At 69.2% G+C, this 15600-nt stretch carries 15 protein-coding genes; 10 read left to right on the top strand and 5 right to left on the bottom strand.

Annotated features, from left to right (window positions below; genetic code table 11):
* Nucleotides 1-12: 12 nt before the first annotated feature.
* The gene (locus tag NR810_RS41195) at nt 13-1065 is read right to left on the bottom strand and encodes a CarD family transcriptional regulator (RefSeq protein ID WP_257460689.1); all 1053 of its coding nucleotides are present in this window, start codon (nt 1063-1065) and stop codon (nt 13-15) included.
* 250 nt (nt 1066-1315) lie between these two features.
* Between NR810_RS41195 and NR810_RS41190 the strand changes: the two genes are divergently transcribed.
* Nucleotides 1316-2131 carry a hypothetical protein gene (locus NR810_RS41190; RefSeq protein WP_257460687.1) on the top strand — a complete coding sequence of 272 codons (816 nt, stop codon included), beginning with the start codon at nt 1316-1318 and terminating at the stop codon, nt 2129-2131.
* A 2-nt stretch (nt 2132-2133) separates the two neighbouring features.
* Here NR810_RS41190 and NR810_RS41185 read toward each other — a convergent pair whose 3' ends face one another.
* Both NR810_RS41185 and NR810_RS41180 read right to left on the bottom strand, forming a co-directional pair.
* Nucleotides 2134-2844, bottom strand: coding sequence for a peptidase associated/transthyretin-like domain-containing protein (locus tag NR810_RS41185; RefSeq protein WP_257460685.1), 711 nt, complete (start codon nt 2842-2844; stop codon nt 2134-2136).
* A 145-nt stretch (nt 2845-2989) separates the two neighbouring features.
* Nucleotides 2990-3334 carry a hypothetical protein gene (locus NR810_RS41180; protein WP_257460683.1) on the bottom strand — a complete coding sequence of 115 codons (345 nt, stop codon included), beginning with the start codon at nt 3332-3334 and terminating at the stop codon, nt 2990-2992.
* A gap of 151 nt (nt 3335-3485) precedes the next feature.
* On the opposite strand from NR810_RS41180, the gene NR810_RS41175 reads away from it, so the two are divergent.
* A complete protein-coding gene (locus NR810_RS41175; protein WP_257460681.1) occupies nt 3486-5291 on the top strand; it encodes an acyl-CoA dehydrogenase family protein in 1806 nt (601 codons plus the stop codon).
* 90 nt (nt 5292-5381) lie between these two features.
* On the opposite strand, the gene NR810_RS41170 is transcribed toward NR810_RS41175, so the two are convergent.
* Nucleotides 5382-6104, bottom strand: coding sequence for a PilZ domain-containing protein (locus tag NR810_RS41170; protein ID WP_257460679.1), 723 nt, complete (start codon nt 6102-6104; stop codon nt 5382-5384).
* A 109-nt stretch (nt 6105-6213) separates the two neighbouring features.
* Nucleotides 6214-6825 (bottom strand): hypothetical protein, encoded by a 612-nt coding sequence (locus tag NR810_RS41165; RefSeq protein ID WP_257460678.1) that lies wholly within the window; start codon nt 6823-6825, stop codon nt 6214-6216.
* Between the two features lie 346 nt (nt 6826-7171).
* On the opposite strand from NR810_RS41165, the gene mraZ reads away from it, so the two are divergent.
* The 8 genes from mraZ to mraY all read left to right on the top strand — a co-directional run bounded on the left by mraZ (nt 7172) and on the right by mraY (nt 15580).
* Nucleotides 7172-7624, top strand: a complete 453-nt coding sequence (mraZ, locus tag NR810_RS41160; RefSeq protein ID WP_204226177.1) for a division/cell wall cluster transcriptional repressor MraZ — start codon at nt 7172-7174, stop codon at nt 7622-7624.
* Nucleotides 7625-7687: 63 nt separating this feature from the next.
* Entirely contained in the window at nt 7688-8065 is a 378-nt protein-coding gene (locus NR810_RS41155; protein WP_257460677.1) for an STAS domain-containing protein, read from the top strand.
* Nucleotides 8066-8077: 12 nt separating this feature from the next.
* A complete protein-coding gene (gene rsmH / locus NR810_RS41150; protein ID WP_257460676.1) occupies nt 8078-8986 on the top strand; it encodes a 16S rRNA (cytosine(1402)-N(4))-methyltransferase RsmH in 909 nt (302 codons plus the stop codon).
* Entirely contained in the window at nt 8983-9387 is a 405-nt protein-coding gene (gene ftsL, locus NR810_RS41145) for a cell division protein FtsL (RefSeq protein ID WP_257460674.1), read from the top strand. The genes rsmH and ftsL overlap by 4 nt, the downstream gene beginning before the upstream one ends.
* Nucleotides 9388-9403: 16 nt before the next feature.
* Complete coding sequence (locus NR810_RS41140; protein WP_257460673.1) at nt 9404-11410, top strand: penicillin-binding protein; 2007 nt, start codon at nt 9404-9406, stop codon at nt 11408-11410.
* A gap of 52 nt (nt 11411-11462) precedes the next feature.
* Entirely contained in the window at nt 11463-12980 is a 1518-nt protein-coding gene (locus NR810_RS41135; RefSeq protein ID WP_257460671.1) for a UDP-N-acetylmuramoyl-L-alanyl-D-glutamate--2,6-diaminopimelate ligase, read from the top strand.
* A 20-nt stretch (nt 12981-13000) separates the two neighbouring features.
* The gene (locus tag NR810_RS41130) at nt 13001-14398 is read left to right on the top strand and encodes a UDP-N-acetylmuramoyl-tripeptide--D-alanyl-D-alanine ligase (RefSeq protein ID WP_257460669.1); all 1398 of its coding nucleotides are present in this window, start codon (nt 13001-13003) and stop codon (nt 14396-14398) included.
* A complete protein-coding gene (mraY, locus tag NR810_RS41125) occupies nt 14399-15580 on the top strand; it encodes a phospho-N-acetylmuramoyl-pentapeptide-transferase (protein WP_257460668.1) in 1182 nt (393 codons plus the stop codon).
* Nucleotides 15581-15600: the final 20 nt, after the last annotated feature.

Below are 15600 nucleotides of genomic sequence, written 5' to 3'. Positions count from 1 at the left end.
TCCCTGGGGGTGTCACTCGTCGGCCTCGATGTCCTCATCGAGGTCGGAATCCAACTCGCTCTCCTCGGCCTCCTCGGGAGGCTTCGCCTTGGGCGGGCGGCCGCGCTTCTTGGGCGCGGCGGGAGCGGCCTCGGCACCCTCGGGCTTCGCCTTGGGCGGACGGCCGCGCTTCTTGGGCGCGGCGGGAGCGGCCTCGGCGCCCTCGGGCTTGGGCTTGGGCGGACGGCCGCGCTTCTTGGGCGCGGCGGGAGCGGCCTCGGCGCCCTCGGGCTTGGGCTTGGGCGGACGGCCCCGCTTGCGCTTGGGTGCCTCCTCGCCCTCGGCCCCACCCTCGGCGGGAAGCGCCGCGGCCTTCTTCCGGGCCTTGGGCTCGCCCTCCTCGCCTTCCTCTTCGCCCGCTTCCTCGGAGGACTCCTCCTCCTCAGCGGGGGCCTCCTCCTCGTCCGGAGGCAGGTCCAGCTCGCTGTCGAGCCCGAGCAGGTCGGCATCCAACCCGAGATCCTCGTCACCCTCCTCGCGCGTCTTGAACTCGGCGGCGGTGCGCTTGGGGCGCTCGCGGCCGGGCGGGAAGAGCACGATGTCGATGGAGTCCTCGGCGTTGCATTCGCTGGTGTTGAGCGCGGCGGCGATCTCCGAGACCAGCAGGTGGCGCGCGTTGTCGTACAGCTCGCGCTCCTTGGCGGGCAGCGGGCGCAGCTCGCTGAGCACCTGCAGTCCCTTGACGACCTCGGCGAGCCCGACCAGCCCACCCTGGGTCATCCGGTCCAGGTTGGTCCGGGCGCGCTGCTTCCAATCCAGGTCGGCCTTGTCACTGTCGGAGCGCAGGAACTCGAAGACCTGGGTGACGTCCTCAGGTCCGGCGATCTTGCGCACACCGATGGTGAGCACCTTGGCCTGGGGGACCATGACGACGGCCCCATCTTCTTCGCGGCGCATGGTGACGAAGGTGAGCTTCTGTCCAGCCACCTCCTTCACATCGATGGCCGAAACGCGGCAGACGCCCTGATTGGGGTAGACCACCCGGTCGCCAACCACGAGCTGGAGTGACGCGGAGCCTTCTGGCATGTCCCCCTCGATGATGCGAGAGCAGTAGAGGTTCGTAGCATCAAGCTACACAGGATGCCACGACTTACCTGAGGCGGTTGTCCGTTCTCCGGAGGATCGAGCATCCAGCCGAGCGCATGCTCCGGGGGCACCAGGGCAGGGCAGGGTGGATGACCGCTACAGGACGTCACGGGTCCGTAGCGCAAGAGGGTCTCCGGGGCAAGGGTCGCGGGTATCATGCGCGCCGGGTCGGGAAGGACACGCCATGCGCATGAAGCGGATACTGTTCACGGGATGGCTCTCGCTGCTGGCGGTGGGCTGCAAGGAGGAGAAGCCGGCCGAGCCGCTCTCGTCGCTCGTGCCCCCGCCGCTGCCGAGGGTGAGCGCGCGGACGCAGGGGGAGAAGACGCGTGAGGCGCTCTTCGAGGTGACCCCGGCCGAGGTGTACGGCGAGCCCGTGCCGGACAAGCCGCTGCGGGTGGAGCTGGCGGGAGAGTCCGTGCGGCTCGGCGCGGAGCGCTTCACGCCCTCGAGGCCCGAGGAGCAGGCCCGGTTGCGCGAGCGTGTGAAGGAGCAGGTGGTGCTGGTCGTGCCCGACGCGGACACGTTCCTCGCGCAGACGTCCGAGCTGTTCGCCACCCTGCGGGATTCCGCCCGCGAGGCGTGGCTGCTCCACCCGGATGCCCCGGTCGCCTACAGGTTGGTGCTGCGCGACGAGCAGGGCTTCCAGGCGTGGCTGGCCGAGGTCGCCCCCGGCAAGCTGCGCATCATCCAGCGGCAGGACGGCTTCGAGCTCACCACCAGCGTGGGGAAGCTCCCCGGTCCCGACGCCAACGGCCCCTCCGTCCCCGTGCGCGGTGGGAAGCAGGACATCGCCACGCTGCGCACGGGGCTCGGGAAGCTGAAGGGGCGCTTCACCACCTCCGAGGACATCTGCCTGGTGCCGTCCTTCGGCACGGAGGTGGCCCAGGCCGCGCGGGCGCTCGGCGGCGTGTACGTGGCGCCCGGCGAGCCCCTCTTCGAGACGCTGTGCTTCATCTACCCGACACCCCGGCCTCCCGTGGCCGGGGCGCCGGCGGGACAGTAGGGCTACTCGACGACGACGGTCACCTCGACCCTCTCCGAGACGAGGGCGTCGCAGGCGATGAAGCCGTCGCACGCCTCCACTCCAGCGTTCCCCTGGCCGTACACGCTCACCACGTAGCGGCCGGGCCGCACCTGGGGGAGGGTGAAGCGGAGGTGGCTGCCCTCCACCTGGAGATCCTCGAGCGACGACACGGACTGACCGCTACCCTCCACCTCCAGGTGGGCATCCGCCCGGGTCAGCCGGTCGGTCGCAGGCAGCCACTCGAGCTCGACCACCTCTCCCACGCGAAGCGGGGCCTGCTCCTGGCCCTTCACCTGGATGCGCCGCTCGGCGTGGAGCGACTGGAAGACAACGCGTTTGCTCGAGTGTCCATCGGTGAGGACGAGCTCGGTGCGCGTTTCGCTCGCCGGACGCACGGGGCCCCGGAAGCTGGCCTTCTTGCAAGAGGAGACGCCATCGAAGCTCAAGGACGACTCTCCCCGCGCCTCGAGGACATAGCTGTCTCCGTTGGCGGTGAGGCGGGTGTCCTCGGGGATGCGGTAGCAGGGGGAGTCGCGGTCCCAGTCGAATCCGAAATAGAAATCGGTCTGGTCACTGAACGAGCTGATCCGCGTGAGGATCGTCGGGCCCGGGATGTCCTTCAGCTCCCGGTCGAGGGTGGCGGGTCCGCAGGCCGAGGTGAAGAGCGCGAAGAGAGGGACGAGCTTTTTCATGTGCGGGCCCCAAAGCACGCACCGCGCCAATGCCTCGAAACAGGGGTTTACGCGGTGCGTCGTGCAGGGGCATGCACAGCGGTGTCACACGAGGGACGCGCGATGCACAGCGCGCGTCCCTCGTCCCGGGACATGAGAAGGAGACTCAGTCCGCGGCGACGCAGATGGAGATGGGGTTGTTCTTGAAGCCGCCCACGCACCGGTAGCCGGTGCGGCAGTCCGCCTGCGTCTCGCACTTGAGGAAGCAGGCCGACACGTCGTTGGAGGCTCCCTCGCTCACACAGGTGCTGCCCGAGGGACAGGTGTCGTCCTTGCCGGGCACGCAGCTCTGCGAGCAGTAGCCTCCCGGCGTGTAGTCCCGGTTGGTGATGCAGAAGCCCATGTCCCCACAGTCGTTGTCCGTCGTGCAGGCGTCGCCCACCGTCGAGCCACAGCCCACGAGTCCAAGCCCCAGCAGCACCGCTCCCAGTACGTTCCAGCGCAGCTTCATGGTGTCACTTCCTCCGCGAGTGCCAATCAACCTCGGTTGAGAAGGGGCGGGTCTGTCGCTACTTCCGCCCTGATGCACCGCGCCATATCTTGCCCTGCGCGGTGGCACAACTGCCTCCCGAGGGGGGAGGCAACCTCCTGGAGGATTCCGAATGGCCGCAGTGCTCGAGCAGGCTCATCCCGGTGAGGTTCCCGTCGGTGGCGCCTTCCTCTTCAGTGACGTGGGCTCGGTCCGCATCATCACGCCCGAGCTGTTCAGCGAGGAGCAGCGTCTGTACCTGAAGACGGCGCTCCAGTTCTCCCAGGAGCAGGTGCTCCCGCAGGCGGAGAAGATCGAGGCGAAGGACAACGCGCTGCTGCGCGACCTGCTGCGCCGCGCCGGTGAGCTCGGACTGTTGATGATCGACATTCCCGAGGCCTATGGCGGCCTGGGTCTGGACAAGACCACCTCGTTGCTCATCGCCGAGGCCATGAGCCTCAATGGCTCGTGGTCCGTGTCCTTCGGGGCGCACACGGGCATCGGCACGCTGCCCATCGTCTGGTTCGGCAACGACGCCCAGAAGCGCAAGTACCTGCCGAGGCTGGCCACCGGTGAGCTCGTCGCCGCCTACGCCCTCACCGAGCAGGGCAGTGGCTCGGACGCGCTGGGGGCCAGGACGAAGGCCGAGCTGTCCCCGGACGGCAAGGAGTGGATCCTCAACGGCTCGAAGCTCTACATCACCAACGCGGCCTTCGCGGACGTGTTCGTGGTGTTCGCCAAGGTGGACGGGGACAAGTTCACCGGCTTCATCGTGGAGCGCGGCACGCCCGGCTTCACGGTGGGACCCGAGGAGCACAAGATGGGCATCCGCGGCTCCTCCACGTGCCCCCTCTACTTCGAGGACGCGCGCATCCCGCGGGAGAACCTGCTCGGGGAGGTGGGCAAGGGGCACAAGATCGCCTTCAACATCCTCAACTATGGCCGGCTCAAGCTGGGGGCGGGGGTGATCGGCTCCATGAAGCTGAACCTGCGCAACGCGCTGCTCTTCGCGCAGGAGCGCAAGCAGTTCAAGGCGCCCATCGCGAGCTTCCCGCTCATCCGCGAGAAGCTGGCGCGGATGACCACGCTCATCTACGCGGTGGAGAGCATGACCTACCGCACGGCGGGCCTGGTGGACGCGGCGCTCGCCGGGGCGGACAAGACGGCCGCCGACTACGAGGCGCGCCTCATCGCGGCCATCGAGGAGTACGCCATCGAGTCCTCCATCATGAAGGTGTACGGCTCGGAGGCGCTCGGGTACCTGGTGGATGACGCGGTGCAGATCCACGGTGGGGCGGGCTACATCGAGGAGTACCCGGTGGAGCGCGCCTACCGGGATGCGCGCATCAACCGCATCTTCGAGGGCACCAACGAGATCAACCGGATGCTCATCGCGGGCATGCTGCTCAAGCGCACGATGAAGGGCACGCTGCCGCTCTTCGAGGTGGCGCAGGCGGTGGACGAGGATCTGGTGGGGGGGCGGCTGCCGAGGGCGCGGGTGAGGGACGAGCTGGCGGCGGAGGAGCTGGCGGCGGAGAACCTCAAGCGGCTGGCCATCTACACGCTGAAGGTGGCGGCGGAGGCCTTCGGTCCGAACATCGAGGAGCAGCAGGTGGTGCTGGCCACGGTGGCGGACATCGTGATGGACGCGTACGCGCTGGACTCGATGGTGACGCGTACGCGCCAGGCGGAGGTGGAGGGGAAGCTCGACGCGGCGCGGGTGGCGATGACGCGGCGGTACAGCACGGAGGCGAACGCCCGCTCGTACGACCGGGCTCGGCTCGCGCTGTGCGCCGCCGCGAAGGGAGACGCGCTGAAGGAGCACCTGAAGAAGGTGGCACCGCTGGAACTCTTCACGCCGTACGATCCGGTGGAGCTGCGCGAGACGGTGTTGAAGTCCGTGGAAAAGGCCACCGGCTACCCGCTCTCCGCGGTGTAGCCCTGGCCAACCCCAATCCCCATCCCTCCCTCTCCCTCTGGGAGAGGGTCGGGGTGAGGGTATCCAGCTCCGTGTTCCGCTACCCGAGGCTCACGGCATCTTCATCACCGCATCCATGCCGAAGCAGATGCGGGCGCGCCAGGGGGGAGGCGGCATGGACTCGAGGGAGAGCAGCTTCTCCAACCGCTCCGTCGTATCCGGGCGGAGGGTGCCGAAGGTGACACCGAAGGTGGGAAGCACCTCGGGGCCACCGGCGGAGGTCCAGGCGATCTCCCCGTGCAGCATGAGCGTTCCCAGAGTCAGCTCCATCTCCAGCAGGAAGGGCATGCCGACCTTCACCGAGGTAGGCAGGGCGGGCGCCTCGACCTCGAGCCCCACACCGCCGCGCGACAGGTCGCGCACGAAGAAGGGGGGAGCGAAGGGGGTCTCCTCCTCCATGGCCGGCAGGTGCAGGGGGATGCGGGGGTAGCGGCGCAGCTTCTCGAAGGCCTGCAGGTCGAAGACGCGCTGCAGCACCGCGTCCAGCCCGCCCCGGTCCTGGCCGGGGTCGTACTTCACGGTGATCATGTAGCGCTCGCCGGGCTGGGGCGTGACGCGTACCACCTCGCCCACCACCTCCACGGGCGTGGTGACGCCGGGGTTGTGCATCTCGAAGACGAAGCGCGTGCCCACCGGCAGGCTCTTGCGCGTCTGCAGCGTCACGCCTCCCCGGCCGATACTGCGGGTGTACTCGCTCAGCAGGGCCTCGGGCTTCTTGTAGGCCACCTTGAGGCGGACCTCGCCGAGGGCTTGTTTCGTCGCGGTCTGGCTCACGGGTGCTTCTCCCCTGGAAGGGCTGGGTCTCTGGATCATAGGACAAAAACGAGGCCGGGCCTCCAGAGTGGAAGTCCCGGCCTCGGGAAGACGACAGCACGCAGAGCGGCTAGGCCTGCGGCAGCTCACCCGCGACGATGGTGAGGGTCTCGTTGTTGTAGGTGAAGCTGCCGTCCGAGGTCTTGATGGAGCCGTTGGTCACGAGCTTCACGCTGCCCGAGCGCATCGAGGAGGCGCTGATGTCCATGGACAGCGTCACGTCCGCGTCGATGAAGTCGGAGACCTCGCCCTCGATGGTCAGCCTGCCCTTGAGCACGGTGACGAACGAGAGGCTGGCGTTGCCGCCGCCCACCTGAGCGTCGAACAGGAGCGCGGTGGCCATGGTGCCATTGTACTCGTTCTTCCCGTCCTCGCTGCAGGCGTCATAGGTGACGCTGTACTTGAGGCTGCCGACCGGGCCGGCACCGTTCAGGTCCAGTGCCAGGCTCACCTCGCCCCCCTGGCTGCACTTGGCGCTGATGGCGATGGTGGTGGCACCGCTGGCCAGGGCCTGGTCCAGCAGCCGCTGCGCGGTCTTGCCGTTGCGGCCCAGCGGCTGGGACGCCTGGAACGCGGCCTGGGCCGCGCCCTCCTTGCCACCGCCCAGCTTCGCACCACCACCGCAGGCCGTCAGGCCCGCCATCATCGCGGAGACAACCATCAGACGAGAGAAGCGCGTCATGCGTGTACCTCTTCCTTACCTTGGCAGGGCCCGTGGGCCCTCCATTGGGAGTGCCTCGCCCCCCGGCCAGGACGCGAGGCGTGAGCCGCCCCCCTCCGGGGTGCTCAGCGGGCGGCAGTAATGCAGAGCCGCTCCTCCGGGGTCAATTCCGCGCCGGGTCGCTCCACTTCTTCCCACTTCCTGAGTCCGCACCCGTCTTTCCCCCGGAAGACACGGGCTTGTACGTGCCTGTTGCATTTCTTGACCGGGTAGGGGGCCGCGCGTATTTTCCGCCGCCCAAGTGGATCGGAGTGGGAAGGGGTGGCGTAATGTGGATCGGCCGGGCTGACAGGGTGGACCTCTCCGCGTGTTCCGAGGCGTCTATGAGCACCAGATCGACGCGAAGGGGCGAACGAGCCTCCCGGCAAAGCTGCGCGAGACGCTCGTGGGCGGGTACGACGAGCGCCTCATCATCACGACGGCGTTGGACCCCTGCCTGCACGCCTATCCGGTGCGGGAGTGGGAGCAGCTCGAGGCGGCGCTCGCCAAGCGCAACCCGATGGAGCCGGGGGTGAAGACGCTCATGCGGCTCTACGTGGCCAGCGCCCAGGAGTGCCCGCTGGACAAGCTGGGGCGCGTGCTGATTCCGCCGTCGTTGCGGGCCCACGCGGGGTTGGACAAGGACGTGGTGTGGGCGGGGATGGTGAAGGTGATTGAGCTGTGGAGCCGCGAGGGCTGGGCCAGGGCCCAGGAGGAGGCGCGCAAGGAAGCCTCCAGCGCGGACGTCATGCGCGTGCTCACCGAGTTGCGCTCGCTGTAGCTGGCTGTAGCGCGCTGTAGCAGAAATCTGGACGGGATGCGGAAATCCCGGGAAGGTGGCGACATGAACCAGGCAGCCGAGTCACAGGGCATTCGCGCGGTCTCCAGCGGGCGCGTGGAGACCCTCATGCTCGAGGGGGAGCTTCTGGAGAAGGACCTCGCCCGGGTCTGCGAGGAGCTCGTGCGCCGCATGCAGCGCGGTCTGCGCAACGTGGTTCTGGACTTCAGCGAGGTGGACCACCTGGACTACCGCGGCGTGCCGGCCCTGGTGGCTCGCGCCGAGGCCTTCCGCAAGGCGGGCGGGGACATCAAGCTCGCGGGGCTCTCGCCCTACCTGGCCGCCATCCTGCGCGCCGCGGGGGCTCATGACGTCTTCGAGCTCTACCCCCACATGAACGATGCCCGGGCCGCCTTCGCCATGGCGCGGGCTCCCTTCGTCTGATGCGGGCGTCCCTTGGCTGACTTCAGCCACCAGACCGTCCTCCTCCAGGAGACGGTGGACGTCCTTCGACCGGGAGCGGGGAAGGTGATCATCGACGGCACACTGGGTGGTGGTGGTCACACCGAGGCGCTCCTCGCCCGGGGTGCGACCGTCCTCGGAGTGGACAGGGATCCGGTGGCGCTCGGCGCCGCCCGCGCCCGCCTCGCCGGCTACCCGGCCTTCAGCACCCGCCAGGGCAACTTCGGGGACCTGCTCCACGTGGCCGCGGACGTGCTGCCGGTGGACGGCGTGCTGGTGGACCTGGGTGTGTCCTCGCCCCAGCTGGACGTGGCCGAGCGCGGCTTCTCCTTCCAGAAGGACGGGCCGCTGGACATGCGCATGGGGGACACGGGCCGCACCGCCGCCGAGCTCATCGCCGAGGAGGACGAGACGGAGCTGGTCCGCATCCTGAAGGAGTACGGCGAGGAGCCTTTCGCGAAGGCGATTGCCCGCGAGCTCAAGCGCACCCCGCCCGCGCGCACCCTGGAGGCCGCCGAGGTCGTCAAGCGCGCCGTGCCGCGCAAGGCCTGGCCCAATAAAATCCACGTGGCCACCCGCACCTTCCAGGCGCTGCGCATGGCGGTGAACCAGGAGCTGGAGTCCCTGGAGTCGCTGCTCGCCGCGCTGCCCCGGCTGCTGAAGGTGGGGGGCCGCGCCGCCGTCATCTCGTTCCACTCGCTCGAGGACCGGAAGGTGAAGGAGACCTTCCGGGAGCTGGTGGGCACCTGCAAGTGCCCGCCCGGCATGCCGGTGTGCGTGTGCAAGGGCCAGGGGGACTTCGCCCTGGTGACGCGCAAGGCCATCGCCCCCTCGGACGAGGAGATTTCCGCCAACCCCCGTGCCCGCAGCGCGCACCTGCGCGTGGTGGAGAAGGTACGATGAACCACAGCAAGCCCGTCATCCGTGGCAGTGGAGTGTCCGTCGGCAGTGTGCTGCTGCACCTGCTGCCCGCGGTGCTCCTCTTCGCCCTCTTCGCTGGCGTGGGCATCCTCCATGTCACGAGCCGCGTGCTGGTGGTGGACATGGGCTACCGCCTCTCCAAGGCCGAGTCCGAGGAGCGCGCCCTCACCCGGGAGAACGACCGGCTGAAGCTGGAGCTCGCCACGCTGAAGAACCCGGCGCGGCTGGAGAAGCTGGCTCGCGAGAAGCTGGGCATGGCCATGCCCGCGGGCCCCCTCGTCATCGCCCTGCAGCCGGAGCTGCCGGGCAGCAAGCGTCCCACCCGCGTGGAGGCCCGCGAGGCCCGCACCGTACGCGTGGCGGAACGCGGTTCGTCGCACTGAGGGGGGGGGACGGGTCGTGAGGGACTTCAAGACGGCGCGGGCCCCGGAGCCCAATGGGAAGTGGCTGAGGCTTCGCGTGAAGCTGCTGGCCTTCTTCTTCGTCGGCCTGCTGCTGGCCGCCCTCGGCCGCGCCGTGTTCCTCCAGGTGTACGAGCGCGACAAGCTGCGCGGGCTCGCCCAGGACCAGTACGTCCGCCAGATTGAAATCCCCGCCCGCCGCGGTGACATCTTCGACCGCCGCGGCACGCCGTTCGCCCAGAGCGTGGAGGTGGACTCCATCTGGGTGGATCCCTCGATGTTGCCGGACGTGAAGCAGGCCTCGCGCTCGCTGGCCAAGGTGCTCAAGCTGGACGTGGAGGACCTGTACGCCCGGCTCTCCCGGGCGAAGCGCTTCGCCTGGGTGAAGCGCCAGGTGACGCCTCGCGAAGTGGAGGCGGTGAAGGGCCTGGGGCTGCCGGGGTTCGGCTTCACCAAGGAGCCCCGGCGCTTCTACCCGCAGAAGGAGCTGGGCGCCCACGTGATGGGCATGGTGGGTCTGGACGGCCATGGCCTCGAGGGCCTGGAGCTGGCCTTCGAGGACGAGCTGTCCGGGCAGAACTCGCGCCTGTCCGGCTTCCGCGACGCCAAGGGCCGCAAGCTGCTCGTCTCCGGCGCTCCGGACACCCTGGAGCGTCAGGGCGCCTCCGTCACCCTCACCCTCGACCGGCACCTCCAATACGTCTCCGAGAAGGCCCTGTCCCGCGCCGTGGAGGAGTCCAAGGGCGTGGCGGGCATGGCCGTCGTGTTGGATCCGAAGACGGGTGAAATCCTGGCCATCGCCAACCACCCGCGCTTCAACCCCAACACCCCCGGCCAGGAGGCCCGCGCCAGCATCCGCAACCGCGCCGCGCTCGACGCCTTCGAGCCCGGCTCGACGATGAAGGCCTTCGTCGTGGCCGCCGCGCTGGAGCAGAAGGCCATCAAGTCCGAGGACACCTTCTTCTGCGAGAATGGCTCCTGGGGCGTCGGCAAGCACACCATCCACGACACCCACGAGTACGGCTGGCTCTCCCCGCAGCGCATCCTGCAGGTGTCCTCCAACATCTGCGCGGCCAAGATTGCCCAGCAGCTGGGACGCGAGCGGCTGGTGAAGGCCTACCACGACTTCGGCTTCGGCGAGCGCACCGGCCTGTCGCTGCCCGGCGAGGCCCGCGGCTCCATTCCCTTCCCCAAGGCGGAGGTGTCACTGGCCACCCAGTCCTTCGGCCAGGGCATGACGAGCACCGCGGTGCAGCTGGCCTCCGCCTGGGGCGCCCTGGCCAATGGGGGCCTGTTGATGCGGCCCTACCTCGTGTCCAGGGTGGTGGACCCGGATGGCGTGGTGCTGCTGGAGAACCGGCCCACCGAGGTGCGCCAGGTCGTCTCGACCGCCACCGCCCGGAAGGTCATCTCCATGCTCGAGACCGTGGTGACCAAGGAGGGGACCGCCCCCAAGGCCGCCATGGAGGACTACCGGGTGGCCGGCAAGACGGGCACCGCCCAGAAGGCGGATCCGGTGGCCCGGGGGTACTCCGACAAGCGGCTCGCCTCCTTCGTGGGCGTGGTGCCAGCCGAGAATCCCCGCGTCGTCATTCTCGTGATTGTGGACGAGCCGAAGACGGACGTGTACGGGGGACTCGTGGCCGCCCCCGCATTCAAGGAAATCGCAACCGCCGCCATGGCCCACCTGGCCGTCCCGCCCTCCCGTGAGGTGCCGCTGCCGCCCACCGCCCTGCCGGTGGCGGCCGCCCAGCCCCCTCCCGCGAAAGCGGTACCGGCCAGGCCCATGGTGGAGGAAGCTGTCGCCGAGAACGTGGAGCCGGGCTCCATCCGCGTTCCGGATGTCGTGGGTCAGGCAGGGCGCGAGGCAGTGACGAAGCTGCTCTCCTCGGCCCTGGAGCCACATTTGTTGGGTAGTGGACGCGTAGTCTCGCAGAGTCCCGCCGCCGGTTCGCTGGTGGAGAAGGGTGCGCGGGTGACGCTCGAGCTGGCAGCGCGGCAATGAGGCCGCCCCTGAGCTCGGCCTCGCGCTTGCGGCAGCATGTGAAGGGGAAAAGATGAAGCTGACGGATGTCCTCGCAGGGTGTGGTGCCGAGCAGACCTCGGGGGGCAGGACCTCGGTCGACGTGACGGGGGTATCGCAGGACTCGCGCAAGGTGAAGCCGGGCGACCTCTTCGTCGCCGTGCCGGGCTCGAAGGAAGATGGTGCCCAGTTCGTGGGCGAGGCTGTCTCCCGTGGCGCCGTGGCGGTGGTGTCGGAGAAGCCGGTGGCCTCACAGGTGCCCTTCTTCAAGGTGTCCAACGCCCGCAAGGCCCTGGCCCTCATCGCGGCCAACTTCTACGGCCGTCCCGCCGACCAGCTCACCCTGCTGGCGGTCACGGGCACCAACGGCAAGACGACCACCACCTATCTGCTCGAGGCCATGGCCACCGCGGCCTACTCCTCCACGGGGGTCATCGGCACGCTGGGCTACAAGGTGGGCGGCCAGTTCCACCCCACGGCCCACACCACGCCGGATCCGCTGGAGCTGCACCGCATCCTGCGCGAGATGGCGGACGCGGGCGTGGAGACGGTGGTGATGGAGGTGTCCAGCCACGCGCTGCTGCAGGAGCGCGTGCACGGCATCACCTTCAAGGCGGCCGCCTTCACCAACCTGACGCGCGACCACCTCGACTACCACAAGGACATGGAGGAGTACTTCCAGGCCAAGCGCAAGCTGTTCCTGGAGAACCTCTCCCAGGGCGGCGTGGCGGTGGTCAACGGTGACGACACCTACGCCATCCGCATCTACAACGAGCTGCGCGGCCAGAAGCGCATGGCGTGGAAGTTCAGCCGCCAGGGCAACGGGGAGATCTCCTCCGCGGACGTGTCCTTCTCCCTGCAGGGCATCAAGGGCGTGCTGAAGACGCCCGCGGGCGACATCCCGGTGAAGAGCCGGCTGCTGGGGCCGCACAACCTGGAGAACATCCTGGCGGCGGCGGGCCTGGCGCTGGGCGCGGGCTTCGCGCGGCGCAAGGACGTGCAGCTGGGCATCGAGCGCATGGGCGGCGTGCCCGGCCGCATGGAGCGGGTGGAGAACCACGGCCCCGCGCAGGCGCCCTCGGTGTTCGTGGACTACGCGCACACGGATGACGCCCTCAAGCGCGCGCTGGAGGCGGCGCGGACCATGGCCAAGGGCCGCGTCATCGTGGTGTTCGGCTGCGGCGGTGAGCGCGACGCGGGCAAGCGCCCGCTCATGGGCTCCGCGGCCGCCGAGAACGCGGACCTCGCGGTGGTGACGAGCGACAACCCGCGCACCGAGGATCCGGAGGAGATCATCTCCCAGGTGACTCCGGGCCTCGAGAAGGGCGGCCTGCGGCGCATCTCCGCCGGCAAGGCCAAGAGCGGTGAGAAGGGCTACCTCGTGGACGCGGACCGCAAGGCCGCCATCGAGACGGCCATCTCCCTGGCCAAGGAGGACGACGTGGTCCTCATCGCCGGCAAGGGGCACGAGACGTACCAGATCATCGGTACCGAGAAGCGCGCCTTCGACGACCGCGAGGTCGCGGCCCGGGCGCTCGCCATCCGCACCTGACGGAGAACCGCTGAGCCTCTATGGCCGCACGATTCACGGACGAGCAGGTGGTGCAGGCGACCGGGGCCACCCGTCGCGGTAGGCCCGCGGCGGAGTATCCGGCCGTCTGCACCGATACGCGGGCCCTGGTGCCCGGGTGCCTCTTCGTGGCGCTGCAGGGCGAGCGCTTCGATGCCCATGACTTCCTCGCGCAGGCCGCCAGTGGTGGCGCGGCCGGCGCGGTGGTCAAGAAGGGCAGGGCGCTCCCCCAGCTCCCCGAGGGCCTCGCCCTCTACGAGGTGGAGGACACCCTGGCGGCGCTCGGCGCCCTGGGCCATGCGCACCGCGAGCGCTTCCGGATTCCGGTGGGCGCCGTGGGTGGCTCCAACGGGAAGACGACCACCAAGGAGATGGTGGGCGCCATCCTCGCCACGCGCGGCCCCTCGCTGAAGACGGAGGGGAACCTCAACAACGAGGTGGGCGTCCCCCTCACGCTCTTCCGCCTGGAGCCCTCGCACGTGGCGGCGGTCATCGAGACGGGCATGAACCAGCCGGGCGAAATCACCCGGCTCACCCGGGTGGTCCGGCCGGACGCGGGCATCATCACCGTGGTGCAGCCCGAGCACCTGGAGGGCCTGGGCAGCATCGAGGGCGTGGCCGAGGCCGAGGGCGAGATGTTCCGCGAGCTGCCGCCGGAGGCCGTGGCGGTGGTGAACGTGGACGACCCGCTGATCCCCGGGCAGGCCGCGCGCAGCCGGGCGAAGAAGCTGTCCTTCGGCCGGTCCGCGAGCGCGGACGTGCGGCTGGCGGGTGTCACCCCGCGCGGCCGCGAGGGGCTGTCCCTCACCATCCAGTACAAGGGCCGGGACTGGCCGGTGAAGCTGTCCTTCATCGGCGAGCACAACGCCCTCAACGCCACGGGCGCCTTCGCGCTGTCGGTGGCGCTCGGCTACTCCCCCGAGGAGTGCGTGAAGGGCCTGGAGGCGGCGCGGCCGTACGCACGTCGGCTCAACGTGGTGGATGGCCTGCACGGCACCACCGTGATCGACGATTGCTACAACGCCAACCCCGCCTCCATGGGCGCGGCGTTGGACACGCTGCGCTCGCTGGTGCAGCCCGGAGGCCGGGCGGTGGCGGTGCTCGGCGACATGCTGGAGCTGGGGCCCGGCGAGCTGGAGGAGCACACGAAGCTGGGGGCGCTCGCGGCGGGCAAGGCCCAGCTGGTGGCGTTCTTCGGGCCGCGCTCCCTCAAGGGCCACGAGGCGGCGGGCCTGGGCGCGAACGCGGCGCACTTCACCGAGGTCGAGCCCCTGTTGTCGTGGCTCCTGCCGCGGCTGAAGGCGGGGGATATGGTGTTGGTCAAGGCGAGCCGAGGCATGAGGCTCGAGCGGGTCGTGGCGGGCCTCACCGGCGCCGCCTCTGCTGGAGGAAGCCACTAGGTGTTGCTCCTCATCTACGAGTGGATTCAGGGCACGGAAGCGGCGCGGTTCCTGAACTTCCTGCGCTACCCCACCTTCCGCATCGTCGCGGCGGCGGTGGCCTCCCTGCTGCTGGGCATGTTCGTCGGCCCGAAGCTCATCGCGCGGCTGCGCCTCAAGCAGCACGGGCAGAGCAACGTGCGCGAGGACACGCCGGACACGCACCAGAAGAAGAAGGGCACGCCCACCATGGGTGGCGCGCTCATCCTCATGTGCATCGCGGCCGGCACCTTCGTCTTCGCGGATCTGAAGAGCCGCGCGGTGTGGGCGGCGCTGCTGCTCACCCTGGGCTACGGCTTCATCGGCTTCCTGGATGACTGGCTGAAGCTGTCCAAGCGCAACTCCAAGGGGCTGGCCGGCCGCTACAAGATGATTCTGCAGACGGTCTTCTACCTGGTGGCCGTCTTCGGGCTGATGTGCTCGTGGACGGGGCCGGATGGGGCCTTCACCGGGCCGAACCTGCTCATCGACACGAAGCTGACGCTGCCCTTCGTGCCCACGCGCCACTTCAACCCGGACTTCGGCTGGTTCTACGTGGTGTTCGGCTGGGTGGTGGTGGTGGGCACGTCCAACGCCGTCAACATCACCGACGGCCTGGACGGCCTGGCCATCATGCCGACCATCATCGCGGCCACCACCTTCACCATCCTCTGCTACGTGGCGGGCTCGCTGACGCGCATCGCCGACGTGGAGACGGTCAATGGCGTCGCGCAGGTGGTGGGCGTGCCCCTGTGGCGCTACCTGGGTGTCCCCGAGGTGCCCGGCGGTGCCGAGCTGTCCGTCTTCTGCGCCAGCATCGTGGGCGCGGGCATCTCCTTCCTCTGGTTCAACGCCTACCCGGCCTCCGTCTTCATGGGCGACATCGGCTCGCTCGCGCTGGGTGGCGCGCTCGGCGGGCTGGCGGTGCTGTCCAAGAACGAGGTGGTCTCCGCCATCATCCACGGCGTCTTCTTCGCTGAAATCCTCAGCGTGATGATCCAGGTGACCTCCTTCAAGCTCACCGGCAAGCGCGTCTTCAAGATGGCGCCCGTGCACCACCACTTCGAGCTCAAGGGCATGGCCGAGCCGAAGATCATCGTCCGCTTCTGGATCGTCGCCATCCTCTGCTCGGGTGTGGCGCTGCTGTCACTCAAGCTGCGTTAGACAGAGGGGGCTAGGCGCGC

The sequence above is a fragment of the Archangium lipolyticum genome, from assembly GCF_024623785.1.
Classification (GTDB): Bacteria; Myxococcota; Myxococcia; order Myxococcales; family Myxococcaceae; genus Archangium; species Archangium lipolyticum.
This window is presented reverse-complemented; position numbering and strand designations above follow the sequence as displayed.